The 17943-nt window shown below is 55.7% G+C and carries 19 protein-coding genes; 10 read left to right on the forward strand and 9 right to left on the reverse strand.

Going from position 1 to position 17943, the window contains the following annotated elements; all coding sequences use genetic code 11:
• Positions 1–20: 20 nt before the first annotated feature.
• Positions 21–788 carry a helix-turn-helix domain-containing protein gene (locus ACFQND_RS27115; RefSeq protein ID WP_371439417.1) on the forward strand — a complete coding sequence of 256 codons (768 nt, stop codon included), beginning with the start codon at positions 21–23 and terminating at the stop codon, positions 786–788.
• A 41-nt stretch (positions 789–829) separates the two neighbouring features.
• Here the strand turns inward: ACFQND_RS27115 and ACFQND_RS27120 are convergent, their stop codons facing one another.
• The 6 genes from ACFQND_RS27120 to ACFQND_RS27145 are packed head-to-tail and all read right to left on the reverse strand — an operon-like array spanning position 830 to position 6382.
• On the reverse strand, positions 830–2041 hold the full coding sequence (locus tag ACFQND_RS27120) for an ABC transporter substrate-binding protein (RefSeq protein WP_371439416.1): 1212 nt from the start codon (positions 2039–2041) through the stop codon (positions 830–832).
• A 51-nt stretch (positions 2042–2092) separates the two neighbouring features.
• Complete coding sequence (locus tag ACFQND_RS27125; protein ID WP_371439415.1) at positions 2093–3043, reverse strand: branched-chain amino acid ABC transporter permease; 951 nt, start codon at positions 3041–3043, stop codon at positions 2093–2095.
• A gap of 4 nt (positions 3044–3047) precedes the next feature.
• Positions 3048–3932 (reverse strand): branched-chain amino acid ABC transporter permease, encoded by an 885-nt coding sequence (locus ACFQND_RS27130; RefSeq protein WP_371439414.1) that lies wholly within the window; start codon positions 3930–3932, stop codon positions 3048–3050.
• Entirely contained in the window at positions 3932–4636 is a 705-nt protein-coding gene (locus tag ACFQND_RS27135; RefSeq protein ID WP_371439413.1) for an ABC transporter ATP-binding protein, read from the reverse strand. Before ACFQND_RS27135 ends, ACFQND_RS27130 begins: the two co-directional genes overlap by 1 nt.
• A complete protein-coding gene (locus tag ACFQND_RS27140) occupies positions 4629–5381 on the reverse strand; it encodes an ABC transporter ATP-binding protein (RefSeq protein ID WP_371439412.1) in 753 nt (250 codons plus the stop codon). Before ACFQND_RS27140 ends, ACFQND_RS27135 begins: the two co-directional genes overlap by 8 nt.
• A gap of 50 nt (positions 5382–5431) precedes the next feature.
• A complete protein-coding gene (locus ACFQND_RS27145; RefSeq protein WP_371439411.1) occupies positions 5432–6382 on the reverse strand; it encodes an alpha/beta fold hydrolase in 951 nt (316 codons plus the stop codon).
• Between the two features lie 257 nt (positions 6383–6639).
• On the opposite strand from ACFQND_RS27145, the gene ACFQND_RS27150 reads away from it, so the two are divergent.
• Positions 6640–7143 carry a MarR family winged helix-turn-helix transcriptional regulator gene (locus ACFQND_RS27150; RefSeq protein WP_371439410.1) on the forward strand — a complete coding sequence of 168 codons (504 nt, stop codon included), beginning with the start codon at positions 6640–6642 and terminating at the stop codon, positions 7141–7143.
• A gap of 206 nt (positions 7144–7349) precedes the next feature.
• Here the strand turns inward: ACFQND_RS27150 and ACFQND_RS27155 are convergent, their stop codons facing one another.
• Entirely contained in the window at positions 7350–8123 is a 774-nt protein-coding gene (locus tag ACFQND_RS27155) for an IclR family transcriptional regulator (protein WP_371439409.1), read from the reverse strand.
• Positions 8120–8908, reverse strand: a complete 789-nt coding sequence (locus ACFQND_RS27160; protein ID WP_371439408.1) for an IclR family transcriptional regulator — start codon at positions 8906–8908, stop codon at positions 8120–8122. Before ACFQND_RS27160 ends, ACFQND_RS27155 begins: the two co-directional genes overlap by 4 nt.
• A 296-nt stretch (positions 8909–9204) precedes the next feature.
• Here ACFQND_RS27160 and ACFQND_RS27165 point away from each other — a divergent pair, with 296 nt between their 5' ends.
• From ACFQND_RS27165 to ACFQND_RS27190, 6 genes are all read left to right on the forward strand, one after another.
• On the forward strand, positions 9205–10326 hold the full coding sequence (locus ACFQND_RS27165) for an ABC transporter substrate-binding protein (protein ID WP_371439407.1): 1122 nt from the start codon (positions 9205–9207) through the stop codon (positions 10324–10326).
• A gap of 80 nt (positions 10327–10406) precedes the next feature.
• Positions 10407–11201, forward strand: a complete 795-nt coding sequence (locus ACFQND_RS27170) for an ABC transporter ATP-binding protein (RefSeq protein WP_371439406.1) — start codon at positions 10407–10409, stop codon at positions 11199–11201.
• 7 nt (positions 11202–11208) lie between these two features.
• Positions 11209–11940, forward strand: a complete 732-nt coding sequence (locus ACFQND_RS27175) for an ABC transporter ATP-binding protein (RefSeq protein ID WP_371439405.1) — start codon at positions 11209–11211, stop codon at positions 11938–11940.
• Between the two features lies 1 nt (position 11941).
• Positions 11942–12829, forward strand: a complete 888-nt coding sequence (locus ACFQND_RS27180; protein WP_371439404.1) for a branched-chain amino acid ABC transporter permease — start codon at positions 11942–11944, stop codon at positions 12827–12829.
• A gap of 17 nt (positions 12830–12846) precedes the next feature.
• Entirely contained in the window at positions 12847–13836 is a 990-nt protein-coding gene (locus ACFQND_RS27185; protein WP_371439403.1) for a branched-chain amino acid ABC transporter permease, read from the forward strand.
• Between the two features lie 25 nt (positions 13837–13861).
• On the forward strand, positions 13862–14233 hold the full coding sequence (locus ACFQND_RS27190; RefSeq protein WP_371439402.1) for a LysR family transcriptional regulator: 372 nt from the start codon (positions 13862–13864) through the stop codon (positions 14231–14233).
• On the opposite strand, the gene ACFQND_RS27195 is transcribed toward ACFQND_RS27190, so the two are convergent.
• Positions 14217–14969 carry an IclR family transcriptional regulator gene (locus ACFQND_RS27195; protein WP_371439401.1) on the reverse strand — a complete coding sequence of 251 codons (753 nt, stop codon included), beginning with the start codon at positions 14967–14969 and terminating at the stop codon, positions 14217–14219. The two genes, ACFQND_RS27190 and ACFQND_RS27195, sit on opposite strands and share 17 nt — an antisense overlap.
• 76 nt (positions 14970–15045) lie before the next feature.
• Between ACFQND_RS27195 and ACFQND_RS27200 the strand changes: the two genes are divergently transcribed.
• Both ACFQND_RS27200 and ACFQND_RS27205 read left to right on the forward strand, forming a co-directional pair.
• Positions 15046–15837 (forward strand): enoyl-CoA hydratase, encoded by a 792-nt coding sequence (locus ACFQND_RS27200; protein ID WP_371439400.1) that lies wholly within the window; start codon positions 15046–15048, stop codon positions 15835–15837.
• Positions 15834–17942 carry an acetate--CoA ligase family protein gene (locus tag ACFQND_RS27205; RefSeq protein ID WP_371439399.1) on the forward strand — a complete coding sequence of 703 codons (2109 nt, stop codon included), beginning with the start codon at positions 15834–15836 and terminating at the stop codon, positions 17940–17942. Before ACFQND_RS27200 ends, ACFQND_RS27205 begins: the two co-directional genes overlap by 4 nt.
• The last annotated feature ends 1 nt before the right edge of the window (position 17943 follow it).

The raw sequence follows: 17943 nt of genomic DNA on the forward strand, positions 1-17943 counted from the left end.
ATGTTTTCAGAAATCACAGCATGAGCAGCGACTATCCTGCGGTGGCAGGTTTGGTGAAGGGCTTGCAGGTACTTCGTGCGCTGAATCGGCTGGTTGAAGCAACTACAGCTGATGTAGCAGAGGAGACGGGCATTCCGCGTCCCACCGCGCACCGCCTGCTTGAGACATTGCGCAAGGAGGGCTACGTACATAGGGACTCTTTACGTCAACCCTACCGTCTAACGCTGATGGCTCGCACTCTCGGAGAGGGATACCATGATGACGACTGGATTGCCGACATCGCACAGCCCGTAATCGATGAGCTTCGGGTGCGAGTGCTATGGCCGAGTGACATCGCTACATATGAACACGGTCACATGGTGATCCGGGCGACGACGCACGGAACGAGCCCGCTTTCTATCGAGCGCGTCTCACGCGGCCGCAAGATTGCCATGCTTGACACTGCCACAGGCCAGACCTACCTAGCCTTCAGCCCCCCGCCTTTGCGAGCCGCCATTCTCGAATCACTTGATGAATTTCCGGGTATCCAGCGACCGCCTTACCTAGAACGCAGCCTAAAGGCCACGCTGGAGCGTGGTTATGGGTTGCGTCTGCGCGGCAGCCAGCCGAAAACCTCAAGCATTGCCGTGCCTATCATGTTCGAGGGCAAGGTCCTAGCTTGCCTGAACCTCAACTGGATTCACCGCGCCCTGAAATCGGAGATTGCGATTACGCGATACCTCGGACAGCTGCGAGAAGCAGCTTTGCGCATTGAAGTCAGTTACGCCCGATATCACGCACCGAACTAACACGCCGATTTCTCTCTGCGGTAGCTATGCACCAGCTCTAGTTACTTCTTCGCAACCAGCGGGCACTTGCTCAAAGACAATGGCATCACAGAGTCCGCAGCAGGTATCTTTCGGACAATCTCGAAATAGTCCCAGGCGTATTTCGATGCCGCGGGGGTTTTCACTTTTGCCAGATACATCTCCCTCAGGACTCGTCCATCCTCCCGAATACGTGCATTTTCCGTAAATGCATCATTGATTGGCATCGCGCGCATTGCGGCGGCAACCTTGTCAGCATCATCCGTACCGGCGGCTTTCACTGCTTTCAAATAGTGCAGCACGGATCCGTACACACCCGCCTGAATCATCGAAGGCATGGCTCCATGCTTTTCCATAAAGGTCTTCGACCATGCTCTTGTCTTTGCGTTCATGTCCCAATACGACGCAGTCGTCAGATAGGTCCCCTGAGCAGCCTGCAGGCCAAGGCTGTGAACGTCGTTGACCATGAAGATCATGGCTGCCAGGCTTTGCCCCTTCTGCGTGATGCCAAATTCACCAGCTTGCTTGATCGCATTGATCGTGTCGTTGCCGGCATTTGCGATTCCGATTACGTTTGCGCCCGAAGATTGGGCTTGAAGTAGCAGAGATGAAAAGTCTGCCAGGTTAAGCGGATGTTTAAGTGATCCCAGCACTTTTCCGCCTTCAGCTACAACCACTTCGGACGTGTCCTTGGCAAGTTGTGCGCCGAAGGCATAGTCAGAGGCAAGCATGAACCACGATTTGCCCCCGGCCTTAACGACTGCGGACGCAGTGCCATGGGCCAAGCCATAGGTGTCGTAAGTCCAGTGGAATCCATATGGAGAGCACTGTTCATTGGTCAGCGCAGTTGTACCTGCTCCAGAAAACAAAACCAACTTCTTGCTTTGCTTAGCAATGCCCTGCACAGCCAGAGCAATGGCGGAGTTCGGCACATCAACGATGACATCCACCTTATCCGTGTCGTACCACTGCCGGGCAATCGAAGCACCCAGATCATTTTTGTGCTGATGGTCCCCAGAGATCACCTGAATGGGCTTTCCGAGCACCGTACCTCCGAATTCCTGCACAGCCATTTGGGCCGCGATCAGGGAGCCTTTTCCGGTGATATCCGCGGTCACGCCAGCCATGTCGGTCAGCACACCGATCTTGACCACGTTATCTGTAACCTGAGCACCGGCGTGCATTGAGACCAATGCGGAACATGCAGCCGCGACCAGGGTCATTTTCTTGAACATATCAATGTCTCCTTAATTTAATTTCCAACACTCCGACAAACCACACGACAATCAATGCCGTTTTCTCTGGATCAGCGCGGACACCTCACCCACGATTCCGCGACTGAAGACCAGTACACAAAGGACAAAGATCAGTCCCAGTACCACCTGAAAAGGCAGTTCAGAGCCTGCAAGATAGTTCTCAAGTGAGACGATCAGTGATGCCCCGACAACAGGGCCAGACAGCGTCCCTATTCCACCCAACAAGGTCATCAGGACAATTTCACCCGACAGTGACCACGAAACATCATTAAGAGTCGCCAACTGGAATACCAGTGCCTTGAGGCCACCTGCCAATCCCGCTAATGCAGCAGAGATCACAAATGCGCCCAACTTGTAGCGTTGAACGCGATAGCCCAGCGAGATGGCTCTCTGCTCGTTCTCGCGAATCGCCTTCAAGATGTTTCCGAAAGGCGAATTCACCACCCTCCAGATGACAAGAAGTCCAAGGCAGGTCATGCCAGCCACAACGTAGTAAAGCGTCAGGACGTTATCCAGCGCGAACAGACCAAACCACAGTCCCCGGGGGACGTTCTGAATGCCGTCTTCGCCATGTGTGAAGGGTGCCTGCAGACAGAAAAAGTAGACAAGCTGCGCCAACGCCAGGGTGATCATCGAGAAATAGATGCCCTGCCTTCTGATGGCGAGCAATCCAATCGCGAGTCCCAGAATGGCCGCTACAAGCATTCCCACTGCGAGCCCGACTTCGGCTGACAGCCCCCATTCCTTCAGTGCGTGAGCGGCGCTGTACGACGCGATCCCAAAGAATGCTGCGTGTCCGAACGAAAGCAGTCCGACATACCCGAGCAGCAGGTTGAAGGCGCATGCAAACAGTGCCAAACACAACAGTTTTGCAAGAAATATGGGATATAGAAAGAATGGAGCAATCAACAGAGCGGAAAGGCAGATAACGCCAATCAGCCATTTGATTTTTCCAGAGCCGTGAAGAGGTGAGTTCGCCATCTTTTCACTCCCTTCCAAACAGACCGGCTGGACGGACCAGAAGGATGACGGCCATCACCACAAACACCGCAATACTGGACCCCTGTGGGTAGTAGATTTTGGTGATTGCTTCCACCAGCCCAAGCATGTAAGCGGTGGCTACGGCGCCGAAAATGGAACCCATGCCTCCAATCACCACAATGGCAAAAACAACAATGATGATGTTCTGGCCCATCAGCGCGCCAACCTGATAGATCGGTGCGGCCAGCACTCCGGCAAGAGCGGCCAGTCCGGCGCCCACAGCGTAGGTCAGCGTAATAAGAAGCGGCACATTGATGCCAAAAGACTGGGTCTGAACTGACTTCTCGGTGGCCGCCCGGAGATAAACACCAACTTTTGTCTTCTCAATCAGCAACCACGTCGTGAAGCAGATGACTAAAGAAGCCGCAATAACCCAGCCACGATAAATCGGCATGTACATGAAGCCGAGATTCATCCCACCGGTCAGCCCACTGGGTACGCTATAAGTTCGACCCGAAGAGCCGTAGAAATATTGGAAGGTCCCTTCGAGTGTCATCGCAAGGCCAAAAGTCAGGAGCAGCCCGTAGATCGGGTCCTTTCCTCTCAACCTGGACAACAGACCACGCTCAATCAGCGCCCCCAGCAGGGCTACAGCTATCGGCGCTATGACAATCCCTGCCCAATAGCTGATCCCCAGCTTGTAGAGCAGGAACCAAGCGATGAATGCACCAAGCATGTACTGCGCGCCATGGGCAAAATTCACAACATGCAGCATTCCAAATATGACCGCAAGCCCCAGGCTCAACAAAGCATAGAAAGACCCGTTGATCAGGCCAATCATCATCTGGCCGTACAGCGCAGGAAGGGGAATTACAAAGAATGAGTCCATCACACCCCCAGCATGGCCTGCAAGCCGTGCAGCCGTGAATCCAGTTCGGACGCGCTGAATGTATCGACAATGTGGCCGTCTTCCATCACGTAAAAACGGTCCGCCAGTTTTTGGGCAAAACGAAAGTTCTGTTCGACCAACAAGATGGTCATGCCGCGTTCGCGTAGCAACTTCAGAATTTCACCAATGCGTTGAACAATGACTGGCGACAGCCCCTCGGTAGGTTCGTCCAGAATCAGGAAACGGGCACCTGTGCGAAGAATGCGCGCGATAGCCAGCATTTGCTGCTCTCCGCCGGACAGTTTTGTGCCCTGACTGTTCCTGCGCTCTTCAAGATTGGGGAACAGGTTGAAAATCTCGGAAACCGACAGCCCCCCCGGGGTGAACTTCGGTGGAAGCATCAGGTTCTCCATGACGCTGAGCGAGGAATAGATGCCGCGGTCTTCGGGGACAAACCCAATCCCCTGCCGTGCAACGTGGTGCAACGGTAGCGTCATCAAATCACGTCCGTCAAACATGATTGATCCCTGACGCTCGCGCACCACACCCACAATTGATTTAAGGGTTGTGGTTTTGCCCGCACCGTTACGACCAAGCAGGGTGACCGTCTCTCCTTCTTTAACCGTCAGGTCAACACCATGCAGCACATGGCTTTCCCCATACCAGGCTTGCAGTCCGGATATTTTGAGCATCGGCCTATTCATGATCGACACCCATGTAGGCCTCACGTACTTGCGGGTTGGTGCTGACCTCGGAATATGTACCTTCAGCCAGGATTTCTCCCCGCTGAAGCACGGTTACGCGTTCACAAATATCCGCAACAACCGACAGGTTGTGTTCAACCATCACGACAGTGCGACCTTTTGCTACAGAGGTAATCAGCGACGCAATCCGTTGAATGTCCTCACGCCCCATACCTGCCATCGGCTCATCCAGCAGAAGGACTTCAGGCTCCAATGCAAGTGTGGTTGCAAGCTCCAACGCCCGTTTACGGCCGTAAGGCAGTTCACCCGCAGTCGCCGTCCGAAAGTTCGCCAGGCCTACAGATTCGATGAGTTGTGAACAGCGTTCGTCCAGCCTTCCCAGAATCCTGTCTGATCGCCAGCACTGGGTGGCCAGTCCAGAAGGGCGCTGAAGCGCTATGCGTATGTTGTCCAGCACGCTGAGGCCCGGAAACACCGCCGATATCTGGAACGACCGCACCAAACCATGGCGCGCCACTTCAGCAGGCGCCATGCCTGTGATATCCCTGTCATTGAAGAAAATCTTCCCGCGCGTGGGTGCCAGAAAATTCGTCAATAAATTGAAGACCGTCGTTTTGCCAGCGCCGTTGGGTCCGATCAGTGCATGAACGGAACCCCGCCGCACATTCAGGTTCAACTTGTTGACTGCCGTGAATCCTGCAAAAGTCTTGGTTAGGCCCTCAGTTCGCAAGACAACCTGGTTCATGCCGGCTCCATCGGTCATCCGCCCTGACACTTGCGATGCCAAGCCGTTCATCAGAGAGACTTCCCGTCTATCCATGTCGCAATCAGCGTCGCGATCTCAGCACTGTTGTCTTCAATCATCAACATGTGGCCGTTGCCGCAAATCCCGTGATCTGCTAACCAAAGCGATTCAGCACCAAAATACCGGGCAACAGCACCATCGACCTCGCGTGGATGTCGCAGATCACTGTCTCCAGTCACAACGAGTATGGGGCGTTTGGCCACGGTGTCTGGCCCAGAAAGCCTGATGCCTCCTCCGCCGATGTTGAAGCGCTCATTGAGCACTTTGCCACTTTCACCTACTATCGATTTTGCATAGGTCTCGATGGCGTGTTTGGGGAATCTTGCGCCATTTGCCCAGAAGCTGCGTATGAAGTCGAGATTGACGTATGCGGTTTTGTTCTGGCTGGAGTACACCGGACACCCTACGCTTTGGTCAAACCGGAGCGCCTCAATGGACGCGGCGTCTTCAGGAAGCGATTTCTGGATGTTTGCCGGCGGTCCAGGCGCGATCCCCACGATCGCAGCAACTTTGTTTGGGAAGTTATCGGCTATCCACCAGGCCAGCGGTCCGCCCGCAGAGTGTGCCAACACTATGGCTGGTCCCACTTCATTTACCAGTACAGCGATGGAACGTGCAATGCTTTCGGTTGAAAGACGAGCAAAATTTTCGTCTGCTGGCGACCTGCCGTGACCTGGCCAATCAACCACATACACGTCGTGACCTCGTGCGGCAAAAAAGGGCGCCCAGCCTTCACGACCGTCCGGGGTCGCGAGGTACGCCGAGCCAGTGTGGAAAGCACCGTGAAGCATAACGATCGGGGTACGAAACGATCGTTTAGGTGAGGCAGGAATGTGGTCGACATAGATAGGGTTGTCACCCGTGCCCGAATAGAAACAGCTACGCACTTTTAAAGCGTCAGTGTTCACTCTGCTCAGTTCCGGATCTTTCAATACCTGCATTACCAATGTCTCCTGTAGCCCTCGTCCAATCAACTCAGGCGGCACCTCAAAATCAGAGAGCAGTCTATTTTTGATTAGTCTCATATGCAACCATTATTTTCTAATGGTAAACATCTAGAAAGGCATCAGGATTAGTGCTTGACTCAGAGTCATATTGGTCTCACATGAAACCATATTTCTGATTTCATTGCGCTCGAAAGCCGTGCCAACAATTCAGTCGTGGCTATACTTTGACGATCAATTTGCAGGATCAGTCCATGACACAGAAGTTGAGTGACATCCTCGATGGGGTGTCCATTCCGATGGCCTACAAACTGGGCTACATGATTAACAGCTACCGTGAGCCCTCGTTCAGGGCCATCGAGGCGACCTACGGACTGACACGCCCCGAAATTCTTTCACTCATCTTTTTGAGATTCAGGGATGGAATTGCAGCGGCAGATATCTGCGATTTTTCGGGACATCTGAAGGCCAACATCAGTCGAGCAGTGACAGCCTTGGAGAAAAAGGGCTTGATACACCGCAAGCAACATGCAGACGATCAGCGTCGGCAATTGCTCTATATCACCAAGAAGGGTTGCGATTTACACGACCTCTTCATGCCTGGCTTGCAAAGCCGGGAGCAGGACATGATGGAATGCCTTTCTGACCGGGAGCGAATTCAATTCGAAAAGTTACTCCGCAAGCTTTGCGCCAATGCGCCAAATTGGAACTCAAAGGCTTTTGAGCCTGGGAGTTCTCGAATGAAAACGAAACAGTAGAAGTCTCCAGCACGGCAAAGTGCCATCGTTGTTCGGGACCGGGCGCACCGTCCCCGAGACCGACCGCTCACAGCGGCTTGCCACGCACAAGAATCCCGCAGGCCTTCGGATAGCTGTTACCCATCGCAATACTTGATCAAGAACTTTTGCTACAGACGGGCTCTTTTACGCCCCTTCACACTAAGGGACGCCTGGCAACTGAATACCTACGAGAATTTGATTTCGGGCGCCGCTGCGAACATTCGGCTCTGGTGATTTAGCTCTTGAAAGATACGTCGCAGTTCGGGGATGAACTGATCCGCTTTCTCCCGAGTGAAGCGAAATATAGGGCCTCCAATTGTTATGGCGGCCAATGGTCGGTTCATCGCACCGAACACAGGGAAAGACAGATAAGTCGCGCCGGTGGAAAAGTCTTCATAACCTCTTGCAAATCCTACTTTGCGAATAAGCTGAACTTCCTTCCAGATCTCTTCTGGATCAGTAATCGTGCTGGGCGTGAACTTTTTGAGAGGCGACTCAAGTTTTAAATATTGCTCAATCTCCTCATCTTTCAGGCAAGCCAACATAAGCCTTGAGCCCGCACCTGCGTGTAATGGCAGAGGCTGTGTAATTGGGGAATAACCCACCGTGACCCCTTGGGCCTGAATGCTTTCAATACAAACGTGGTGCCGGCCCACGAGAATGCTCAAGAACAAACTCTCCCCCGTGAGCTTATGCAACTGATGCATGTATGGCATGCACAAGGTGCGAACATCAGCGGGCTCATTGCCTTTGCTCAAAGTCAGGACAAGGTGGCTGAGTTGGTATTTTTTTCCGCTTTGATCGCGGACCAAATAGCCCTCTTTAATCAGTGTGTCCAATGCCTGGAACGCAGAGTTTTTGGAGCACTCAAGCTCACGACTCAATTCGGTGACGCCCCACACCGGTTGCCTAGTGAATAGCGTCAGTGCATTTAGCACCCGCAATGTTCCTTTGTTCATGGAGTGGGCCTCAGATCGATACTTTCTGGGCTTACATGATCGTAGTGGTCATGAATCATCGATGGATCCGAGTTAATGATTCTCTGCAGGTCCGCAACGATCTCCTTAACTGCGGGGATCTGCTCCGACAAATAGTGATCCGTGAGCGCCAAGCCTTCCAAGGCAATTGCAGAAAACGCGACACCATTCGGATCGAGAAGCCCTATCGCAAGGTCATAGCCACCTTGATCGAAAACACTTTGCTCCAATGCATATCCCAGCCCTCTCACGGACTCGAATCTTGACGACAAAGCATCCCATATGCCTTCTTGAGCAGCTTTGCGTATCGGCTCAGAAAACCCTTCTTCTGAATGGGCCAAGATAGCAAGTCCAGCAGCTCCCGTTGTCAGAGGGCGCGACTCCCCCACCACTGCTACATTGATGATCGACTTTGTTCCCGCCACAAACGCTATGCGGACAGTGCTCCAGCCTAGGCGCTGAAACAAGGAGCAGCTCACACCCGAAACAGATGCCAGTTGCTGTAGGTACGGCAAAGCGACATCACGGATAGGAAACTGAGCCATGAAAGCATGGGCCAGCATGCGTCCCGCTCCTCCAATCACAAATTTGGATGAGCCGTTATCACGCTTGGCGTAATTGCCTGCTTCTAAAGTGGCCAGGGCACGGATGGCAGATGTGACTGGCAATCCGACAATGGACGCTAGCTCAGCAGCACTCATGGGTGCATTGGCTTGGGCCAAAACGCGTAGGGCGTCGAAAATGCCCTCAGATGACTTGATACTCAATTTGGATTCCTATCCAGTTTCAAGTCCAATTGTAGAAACTCGATAATCCCACAATATGGGAATGAGCTGATCATAGCTGAGAAAGGCACAAATGAGCAGTGGGTTTGTCCTGATTCTTAAGTTAACAAAGTTCTTCAAAATAGAATCTCAACCAAAATAGCAAACAACTTGCTTTTGGTGGAAATATAACCTACCGAAGGACCAACATGACTATTACGAGACGTGGATTTGCGACGACCGCTATTGCCAGCGCCGCTGCGCTGGGCGCACCAGGCATTTTTGCCCAGGCGCAAAAATTGAAGATCGGCGTGCTTACCGACATGTCCGGCGCCTTGTCCGCCGTTCTCGGCACCGGGTCTGTCGACGGAGCCAGAATGGCTATTGAAGACTTCGGCAAATCTGTCGCAGGGATGCCCATTGAGCTGATCTTTGCAGATCACCAAAATAAACCCGACATTGCTTCGGCAACCGCACGACGCTGGATTGACGAAGAAGGCGTGGATTTGCTGGTTGACCTGGGCAGTTCCGCCGCCGCTATCGCAACTGAAACTATCGTCAAAGACAAAAACAAGATATTGATAGTTACCGGTGCAGCCAGCTCGGAAATCACCAACAAGTTTTGTAACGCCAACTCCTTCCATTGGGGTTACGACACTTACATGCAAAGCGCTGCTCTGGCCTACGACATCACAAAACGCGGCGGCGACACCTGGTTCTTTATCACAGCTGACTATGCGTTTGGACACTCCCTTGAAGCGGACGCTCGCAGGAAGGTGCTTGAAGCTGGCGGCAAAGTGATCGGCGGAGTCAAACACCCCGCTAATACCATGGACATGTCCTCTTTGCTGCTCCAGGCACAGGCCGCGGGCGCCAAGGTCATCGGCATCGCGAGCGCAGGCGACGACCTCGAACGGATCATCAAGCAAGGCTACGAGTTCGGCGTTTGGAAGAAGGCCAAGGTCGCGGCGTTCGGCCTGCAGCTCTACAACATTCCTGCCATCGGCAACGAAGCGATGCAAGGCATCGTTCACAACAGTATCTATTACTGGGACCGCGACCAGAAGACTCGCGAGTTCGGCCAGCGCTTCTGGAAACGCAACGGCAAGCCGCCGGCGGAGACCCACGCGGTCAATTACAGCGCGGTGGGCCACTACCTCAAATCAGTGAAAGCTGCCGGCACGAAAGAAACCGGCGCCGTCTTGAAAGCCTTGCGTTCCATGAAAGTCGATGACGCAATCACACGAGGCGGTGTCGTCCGCGCGGATGGCCGCATGATTCGCCCCACTCACCTGGTTGAGGTTAAAAAGCCTGCCGACGTCAAACAGAAATGGGACCTCCTGACAGTCGTCAATGAGATTTCGGCCGAAAACTCATTCCGCCCACTGAGCGAGAGCGTCTGCCCGCTGGTCAAAGCCTGATCGTCCAAAGCCTCAAAGCGGCGCCACTCTATCAGGAGCTGGCGCTGCTTTTATTAGAACCCTCCTAAGACGGCGAGCCAATGCCCTCCTCCTCGATCGGGCCAGCGAGCGCCCCCCATTCAGACATCATCCTCTCGGCGCGCGCGCTGACCAAGACTTTCCGGGGATTCACTGCGGTCTCTGGCGTAGACCTTGACATCAAGCGCGGTCACATCCACGCGCTCATCGGCCCCAATGGCGCGGGCAAGACAACCTGTTTCAACCTGCTTACGAAATTCCTGGCCCCCACGAGTGGCTCGATCACATATGACGGCGTGGACATCACCCGCAGCGAGCCTGCGGAGATCGCGCGTCTGGGGCTTGTGCGGTCCTTTCAAATATCCGCAGTGTTCCCGCGCCTCACCGCCTTGGCGAACGTGAGGATCGCCCTGCAGCGCAAACGCAGAGGCGACTCGTTCGATTTCTGGCGCTCGGCGCGGTGCCTGGGCGCACTCAACGACGAGGCGATGGCTTTGCTCGAAGTCGTGGGACTGGCCGAGTTCGCGCAGTCCAATGCCGGCGAGCTTCCTTATGGACGCAAGCGCGCGTTGGAGCTGGCGACGACTCTGGCGCTCGACCCGCAAATGCTCCTGCTCGACGAGCCCATGGCGGGCGTGGGCAAGGAAGACATTGAAAAAATCGTTGGCCTGATCAGCCGGGTGTCCAAAGATCGAACCATCTTGATGGTGGAACACAACCTCTCGGTAGTCTCTTCCCTCTCAAATCAAATTACTGTGCTTGCGCGCGGCCGAATCCTCGCCGAAGGCGACTACGAAACCGTATCGAAAGATCCGCGCGTCATTGAAGCTTACCTCGGAGCCTCAGGTGCCCACTGAACAAACCATGGCCGAAGTCGCGTCGCCCGCGTTGAGCCAGGCGCCGATGCTCCAGCTGCATCAGCTTAACGCCTGGTATGGCGAATCTCATGTCCTTCATGGCATCGACTTGCGCGTGATGAAGGGCGAGATCGTGACTTTGCTTGGACGCAACGGCGCAGGGAAAACCACCACGCTCAAATCCATCATTGGCGTGATGTCCAAACGTTCAGGCTCAGTGAAAGTCCAAGGGATCGAGACCATAGACCTGCCGTCACGCAAGATCGCCAAGCTAGGACTCGGATACGTGCCCGAGGAGCGAGGCATATACGCGAGCCTGAGCGTCGAGGAAAACTTGATGCTTCCCCCACGAGTCAAGGATGGTGGATTGACAGTGTCCGAAATTTTCACACTGTTTCCCAACATCAAAGAGCGTCTCTCCAGCCAAGGCACCAAGCTTTCTGGTGGAGAACAGCAGATGCTCGCAATGGGCCGCGTGCTGAGGACGGGCGCCGACCTGCTGCTTCTAGACGAGCCCACCGAGGGTTTGGCGCCCATCATCGTTGATCAAATCGGTCTTGCACTCAAAGAGCTCAAAAAACGGGGCTTCACCGTGTTGCTCGTCGAGCAAAACTTCAAATTCGCCACCCAAATTGCGGACAGGCATTACGTAGTGGAGCAAGGGAAAGTGGTGGACCAAGCCACCAATGACGACGTGTTGAGAGACGAGTCGAAGATGTTGAAGTATCTGGGAGTGTGAGATGACGAACCTTATGAACATCTCCCCGCAAGCGTTGTTTGGCCAGCTCCTGCTGGGTCTCATGAACGGATCGTTCTACGCGATCCTGAGCTTGGGCTTGGCCGTGATCTTTGGTCTGCTTCGCATCATCAATTTCACACATGGCGCGCAATACATGATGGGCGCGTTTGTGGCCTGGCTCGCGCTCACCTACCTTGGGGTCGGCTATTGGTATTCGCTGATATTGGCGCCGCTAGCCGTGGGAGTCATTGGCGCGTTGTGCGAGAAGTTGCTGATTTCAAGGCTCAAAGAGGTCGACCACTTGTATGGTCTTCTGCTAACTTTCGCTCTGGCTCAGATCGTTCACGGAGTGTTTCGCAATTCGTTCGGCGCGTCGACCGTAAGCTTCCCCGTGCCCGAGTTGCTTGCGCGAGGGATCGATTTTGGATTTCTGGTGCTGCCAGCCTACCGGGCGTGGGTCATCTGCGCGTCCTTTGTCGTGTGCCTGACGACGTGGTTTGTGATCGAGAAGACGCGCTTGGGCGGACACCTTCGTGCCGCCACTGAAAACCCGGTGCTTACGCAAGCGTTCGGCATCAATGTACCGCTGATCGTCACAACCACCTACGGTTTCGGCGCAGCCCTGGCCGGCTTTGCGGGCGTGCTCGCTGCTCCGATTTATTCGGTCAACCCCAGCATGGGTGGCGACTTGCTTATCGTCGTATTCGCCGTGGTTGTCATCGGCGGAATGGGATCGATCCTGGGGTCCATCGCCACCGGCTTTGGGCTAGGGATCATCGAAGGCCTCACAAAGGTGGTCTACCCGGCCGGCTCCGACACAGTGATCTTCCTGATCATGATCTTGGTGCTCCTGGTTAAACCCGCTGGTCTGTTCGGTCGCCGGCCTTAATTTCGTCGAGGATCTTCATGCTTCCCAATACAAGTCCTGACACGTCGGCGGTGGCCCGCCGGCCATCCCATGCGCTGAGCTCCCGCAAACTGCACGTCGTCATTTTCGCGGGACTCGCCGTTTTGCTGCTCGCAGCCCCCCTGTTCGCCTACCCCGTGTTCCTGATGAAAGTGCTGTGCTTCTCGCTCTTCGCACTGTCTTTCAATTTGCTTATCGGCTTTGGCGGGCTGACATCATTTGGGCACGCGGCTTTTTTTGGGCTCGGGAGCTACGTGAGCGCTTATCTCGCGAAGGAGGCTGGCCTTCAACCTCAATGGGCTCTACTTGCCGCAGTTATTGCCTCTGCATTACTCGGACTTCTCTTCGCCGTTATCGCCATTAAACGCGAAGGTATTTACTTCAGCATGATCACGCTTGCACTCGCACAGCTGGTCTATTTCCTGGCGGTTCAAACACCTCAATTCACCGGCGGCGAGAACGGAATTCAGGCGGTGCCTCGGGGCAAACTGTTCGGCATCCTTGACCTCACAAATGACCTTGCGTTGTATTTCGTAGTTATCGCCCTGTTCATGGGGTCCTTGGCATTCATTTACCGCGTGATCCATTCCCCATTTGGCGAAGTGTGCAAGGCGATCCGGGACAACGAGCCGCGCGCGATATCCCTTGGCTATCGCGTCAACCGCTATAAGACGGCACTTTTCGTCATCTCGGCGGCGATCGCTGGCCTCGCCGGAGGGACCAAAGCCATCGTGTTCCAGCTCGCATCCCTGACAGACGTCCATTGGTCGATGTCCGGCGAAGTGATCCTGATGACTTTGCTTGGCGGACTCGGGACGATCTTCGGCCCTATCGTCGGCGCGACTGTCGTTATCTCCATGCAGAACTTTTTGGGCTTCCTTGGCGAATGGGTCGTGGTGGTCCAAGGCGTAGTCTTCGCCGTTTGCGTTTTGGCGTTCAGAGACGGCATCGTCGGCCTCCTGGCCAAACGCTCGGGACGGACCATCTAGCGCACCGCGCTGGCCAGAGCCTCACATGCTGCGCGAACTCGCCGAAGATTCCGACACGACCTCGGCGCTCTCCTGCTCTTCGAGCAGAGCAAGGATCAATCTTGCAAGGCACGACCTCGTATCGCTCAGGCTGATGGCTTACTGCGAGGAGACGGGCAGTCTCACCGCGGCCGCAAAGCAGGCAAACATGTCGTTGTCCCAGGCCAGCTATCGCTTGGGCATGCTTGAAGCGTCTCTGGGTGCGGCACTTTTCATACGCTCGCGACGCGGACTGACGCCGACACCTGCAGGCGAGCTGGTTGCACGTCACGGCCGGACGGTTCTGGGCGCACTGCGCGAACTGGAACGGAGTCTAGGAGAGTTGGGGAGCCAAGGCGAAATCAAGCATGCTCATTAAGGGCACTGATCAGCAGCTGCCCCAGCTCACCGCGCCGCTCAGTCGTCATTCGCTGGCTGATGCCAGCCACCGTGATTGCGGCGAATGGCGTTCCAGACGGCTCGGGAATCACCGCCGACACGCCCGCGATGCCTTGGGTCACAGTGTCGAGCATTTCGCAATACCCCTTGTGCCTGGTGCGCGAGATGACTCGGTCGATGATGCCGGAGGGAAGTCCAGCGCTCTCAAGCTGCTTGCCGTGCCGACTCTTGATACGGATGATGTCCTCATCAAGCGCGGAGGCCAAAAGAGCCATTCCGCCGACTCCGATACCCAGAGGGCGGATATCACCCACTCGGGTGGAAAAAATCTTGACGGGGAACGCGCCTTCCTCGCGTCGCAGGCACACCGAATAGTCGCCTTGGCGCACGATCAAAAAAACTGTGTCCTCGGTCTTCATGCAAAGCCATTTAAGAAGGCGTTCATAAGAAGCCACAAGTGGCGCGCGGCTCATCGAGGCGAACCCCAGGCGCATGGCTTCAAGCCCCAGGCGGTAGCGCCTTTTGCCGTCGCGATCTGCGAATCCCTCTTCGACCAAACACGTAAGAAGGCGATGCGTGGTGGATCGTTCGAGCCCCGTCGAAGCGATTACCTCCGTCACGCTCATCCCCGAATCATGGTCCACAGCAAGCGTCCGGAGCACGTGCAATGCGCGCCTCAAGCTCTGCGCGCCGGGGGTCTGATGATCGTTGCTCATAGTGTGGGATTTTGAACCATTTTCGTTTGCATAGTGGTTTTATTCATTTCATCATCGCATTCAAGGAGATAGACAAATGTTTGAACATATCGAAGTGGAGCAAATCGGCGCGGTGCGTCGCATCTGGCTCAATCGGGCCGCGGCCCGCAACGCTCAGAGCAAGGAATTGCTCGACGAGCTGGACAAAGCATTCACCGAGGCGGAGGCCGACGCTGGCACCAATGTGGTTCTCCTGGCGGGCCGAGGTGCCCATTTCTCAGCCGGCCACGATTTGAAGCAAGCCCAGTCCGAGCGCTCGAGCTTCACCGTCGAGGAGCGCTGGGACTATGAGTCCAAACGTTACTTCAACTACTGCATGCGAATCTGGGACTTTCCAAAGCCCACCGTGGTCCAAGTCCAAGGCGCGTGCGTGGCCGCCGGCTTCATGCTGGCCAACATGTTCGACCTCATCGTCGCCTCCGAGGACGCATTCTTTTCGGACCCGGTGACCCACACCATGGGTGCGGCGTCGGTGGAGGTGCTGATTCACCCCTGGGTCATGAGCCTGCGCAACGCAAAGGAAATGCTGTTCACCAACAAGCGCTTTACCGCGCAAGACGCCAAAGACATCGGCATGATCAACCGGGTCGTGCCGGTCGACCAGCTCGAAGCAGAGGCCCTGGCTCTCGCCCAATCGATCGCGAAAGCGCCTCCCTTCGCCATTCAATTGGTGAAGCGTTCGCTCAACCGCTCAGCTGACGCGAGCGGTATGCGCCAAGCCCTGTCCGCGCACTTCGACACCCACCAGCTCAGCCACATGTCCAACGAATACCGCAACACGAATTCGAAGGGCCTCTCAGCGGCCATTGATCGCGGAGCCAAGCAATGAGCCATCGTTTGAGTCAATTGATGGAGCCCCAGTCCATCGCGCTCATAGGTGCCAGTACCAATGCGGGACGCATTGGAGGGATGCCGTTGGAGCTCTTGCAGCACTTTGGATACAAGGGAGCCGTCTACCCCATCAACCCGAAATACGAGGAAGTTTTCGGCAACAAGTGCTATCCGGACATCGAATCGCTGCCGGCCGCGCCCGACCTGGTCGTGCTGGCCATCGCGGCGGCGGACGTCACCTCCATGTTGAAGCGTTGCCACGCCAAGGGCGCTGGAGCTGCGATCGTCTACGCGTCGGGATTTGCCGAGGCCGGCGACGAGGGTGCGAAGCTTCAAGAGGAGTTGCGCGCGTTTGGCGAAGAAAGCGGCATGCTGATCGCCGGCCCTAATTGCATGGGATTTGCGAACCTGAATCTCAACGCGTTCACCGCGTTCGCGTCGGTGTTCAAAGCCGTGCCGCCTCAGACTGAAAAAGGCCGGGTCGGCATCGTCACCCAGAGCGGCAACGTGTGCTCGGCGGTATTCGCCTTGATTCGCCGCTTGGGTATCCCGGTGAGTCATTTCATTAACACCGGCAACGAGTCTAATCTGGAATTTTCAGAGTATGTTCAATATCTGGCGCAAGACCCCGAGACCAGCTGCGTGGTGAGCTACGTCGAGCAGCTGCGCGACGGCGGCCGCTTCATCGACGCGGCCCTGGAGATGGCCAAGGAGAAGAAGCCGCTGATCATCTTCAAGGCGGGCGAGACCGAGAAGGGCTCCGAGGCCGTGCGCTCGCACACCTCCGCGCTCGCCGGAAACCTGACGCTCTACAAAGCGGCCTTCGAACAGCTCAACGTGATCCGCGCGACCGACTTCGCGCAGATGGCGGACCTTGCCTACCTTAGCGGATTCCGCAACCGCAAGGGCGGCAGGCGTATCGGCATCGTCACTATCTCCGGAGCTTTGGGCGCGATCCTCGCCGACAAAATGCTCGGCGCTACTCTTGACGTGCCGACGTTTAGCGACGAATTGCAGCGCGAGCTCGGGGCAGGTATTCCCGACTACGGCATGGTGTCCAACCCCGTCGACGTCACGGGCAACATCGTCAATTCCCCCGAGTTCGTGCGCACTGTATTTACCGCGTTGGGGACTTCCCCCGAGCTCGACGCCGTGGTGGTCTATGCCCCAGGCTACCTACTTGATCGCATGGCAGACGAGATGGCAGAGGCAAGCCGGAAATATGGCCGACTTTTCGTCGCGATCGATACGGGAAGCTCTAAATGCAGGGAGCAGCTTGAAGCCGCCGGTGTGCCGCTGTTCACCGATATCGGTCGCTTCTCCCAAGCCTTCGCGCCCTATTCCCTGTGGCTCGACAGGCAGCCTGGCGTCGCGCGATGGGCGGCTCTTCGAAAACAAATCACGGCTGCGCCGGCCAAGGATTTGGACGATCCTCTCATGAACGAGTTCGACACCAAACGCCTGCTTGAAGGATTCGGCTTGGTATCAGTGACCGAGAAATTCGCGCCCGATGCTGAGCACGCCGTTGCAGCGGCAGAGCAAATTGGCTATCCAGTCGTACTCAAAATTCTCAGCGCGGATATTGCACACAAGACGGAAGTCGGTGGCGTCAAACTCAATATCGGCGACGCAGGCGCGCTGCGCAAGGCGTGCGCCGAAATCTCGGAGTCCGTGACTCGCCTTGCGCCCAAAGCGCGCATTGATGGATTTTTGGTCCAGGCCATGGCCACCAAAGGCATCGCAGAACTCATCGTGGGAACGACCCAAGATCCAATATTTGGCCCTTCACTCACCGTTGGCCTGGGCGGCGTTCTCACCGAGATCTACAAGGACGCAAGCCACCGCCTCCTGCCGATCGACTCATCGATGGCCAGGGAGATGCTCATGGAGCTCAAGTCGTGGCCACTTCTCGACGGTTTTCGCGGCCGCCCCAAGGCCGATGTGGAGGCCGCGAGCAAGGCACTCACATCGCTTTCCTCGGCGGGCCTGGCACATCGTTCACAGCTACAAGAGATCGAAATAAACCCCCTGCAAGTGTTCGCGGCTGGCAGTGGTGCATCAGCGCTCGACGCACTGGCCATCCCTACAACTTTGGAGACCTGAT

The sequence above is a fragment of the Polaromonas aquatica genome (genome assembly GCF_042659145.1).
In the GTDB taxonomy this organism is placed as follows: domain Bacteria; phylum Pseudomonadota; class Gammaproteobacteria; order Burkholderiales; family Burkholderiaceae_C; genus Polaromonas; species Polaromonas aquatica.

What these genes read in the sequence shown, in the direction of transcription:
- ACFQND_RS27115 (WP_371439417.1), top strand. Translation starts at nt 21, where the DNA reads ATGAGCAGCGACTATCCTGCGGTGGCAGGTTTGGTGAAGGGCTTGCAG.
- ACFQND_RS27120 (WP_371439416.1), bottom strand. Translation starts at nt 2,041, where the DNA reads ATGTTCAAGAAAATGACCCTGGTCGCGGCTGCATGTTCCGCATTGGTC.
- ACFQND_RS27125 (WP_371439415.1), bottom strand. Translation starts at nt 3,043, where the DNA reads ATGGCGAACTCACCTCTTCACGGCTCTGGAAAAATCAAATGGCTGATT.
- ACFQND_RS27130 (WP_371439414.1), bottom strand. Translation starts at nt 3,932, where the DNA reads ATGGACTCATTCTTTGTAATTCCCCTTCCTGCGCTGTACGGCCAGATG.
- ACFQND_RS27135 (WP_371439413.1), bottom strand. Translation starts at nt 4,636, where the DNA reads ATGAATAGGCCGATGCTCAAAATATCCGGACTGCAAGCCTGGTATGGG.
- ACFQND_RS27140 (WP_371439412.1), bottom strand. Translation starts at nt 5,381, where the DNA reads ATGAACCAGGTTGTCTTGCGAACTGAGGGCCTAACCAAGACTTTTGCA.
- ACFQND_RS27145 (WP_371439411.1), bottom strand. Translation starts at nt 6,382, where the DNA reads ATGCAGGTATTGAAAGATCCGGAACTGAGCAGAGTGAACACTGACGCT.
- ACFQND_RS27150 (WP_371439410.1), top strand. Translation starts at nt 6,640, where the DNA reads ATGACACAGAAGTTGAGTGACATCCTCGATGGGGTGTCCATTCCGATG.
- ACFQND_RS27155 (WP_371439409.1), bottom strand. Translation starts at nt 8,123, where the DNA reads ATGAACAAAGGAACATTGCGGGTGCTAAATGCACTGACGCTATTCACT.
- ACFQND_RS27170 (WP_371439406.1), top strand. Translation starts at nt 10,407, where the DNA reads ATGCCCTCCTCCTCGATCGGGCCAGCGAGCGCCCCCCATTCAGACATC.
- ACFQND_RS27175 (WP_371439405.1), top strand. Translation starts at nt 11,209, where the DNA reads ATGGCCGAAGTCGCGTCGCCCGCGTTGAGCCAGGCGCCGATGCTCCAG.
- ACFQND_RS27180 (WP_371439404.1), top strand. Translation starts at nt 11,942, where the DNA reads ATGACGAACCTTATGAACATCTCCCCGCAAGCGTTGTTTGGCCAGCTC.
- ACFQND_RS27185 (WP_371439403.1), top strand. Translation starts at nt 12,847, where the DNA reads ATGCTTCCCAATACAAGTCCTGACACGTCGGCGGTGGCCCGCCGGCCA.
- ACFQND_RS27190 (WP_371439402.1), top strand. Translation starts at nt 13,862, where the DNA reads ATGCTGCGCGAACTCGCCGAAGATTCCGACACGACCTCGGCGCTCTCC.
- ACFQND_RS27195 (WP_371439401.1), bottom strand. Translation starts at nt 14,969, where the DNA reads ATGAGCAACGATCATCAGACCCCCGGCGCGCAGAGCTTGAGGCGCGCA.
- ACFQND_RS27200 (WP_371439400.1), top strand. Translation starts at nt 15,046, where the DNA reads ATGTTTGAACATATCGAAGTGGAGCAAATCGGCGCGGTGCGTCGCATC.
- ACFQND_RS27205 (WP_371439399.1), top strand. Translation starts at nt 15,834, where the DNA reads ATGAGCCATCGTTTGAGTCAATTGATGGAGCCCCAGTCCATCGCGCTC.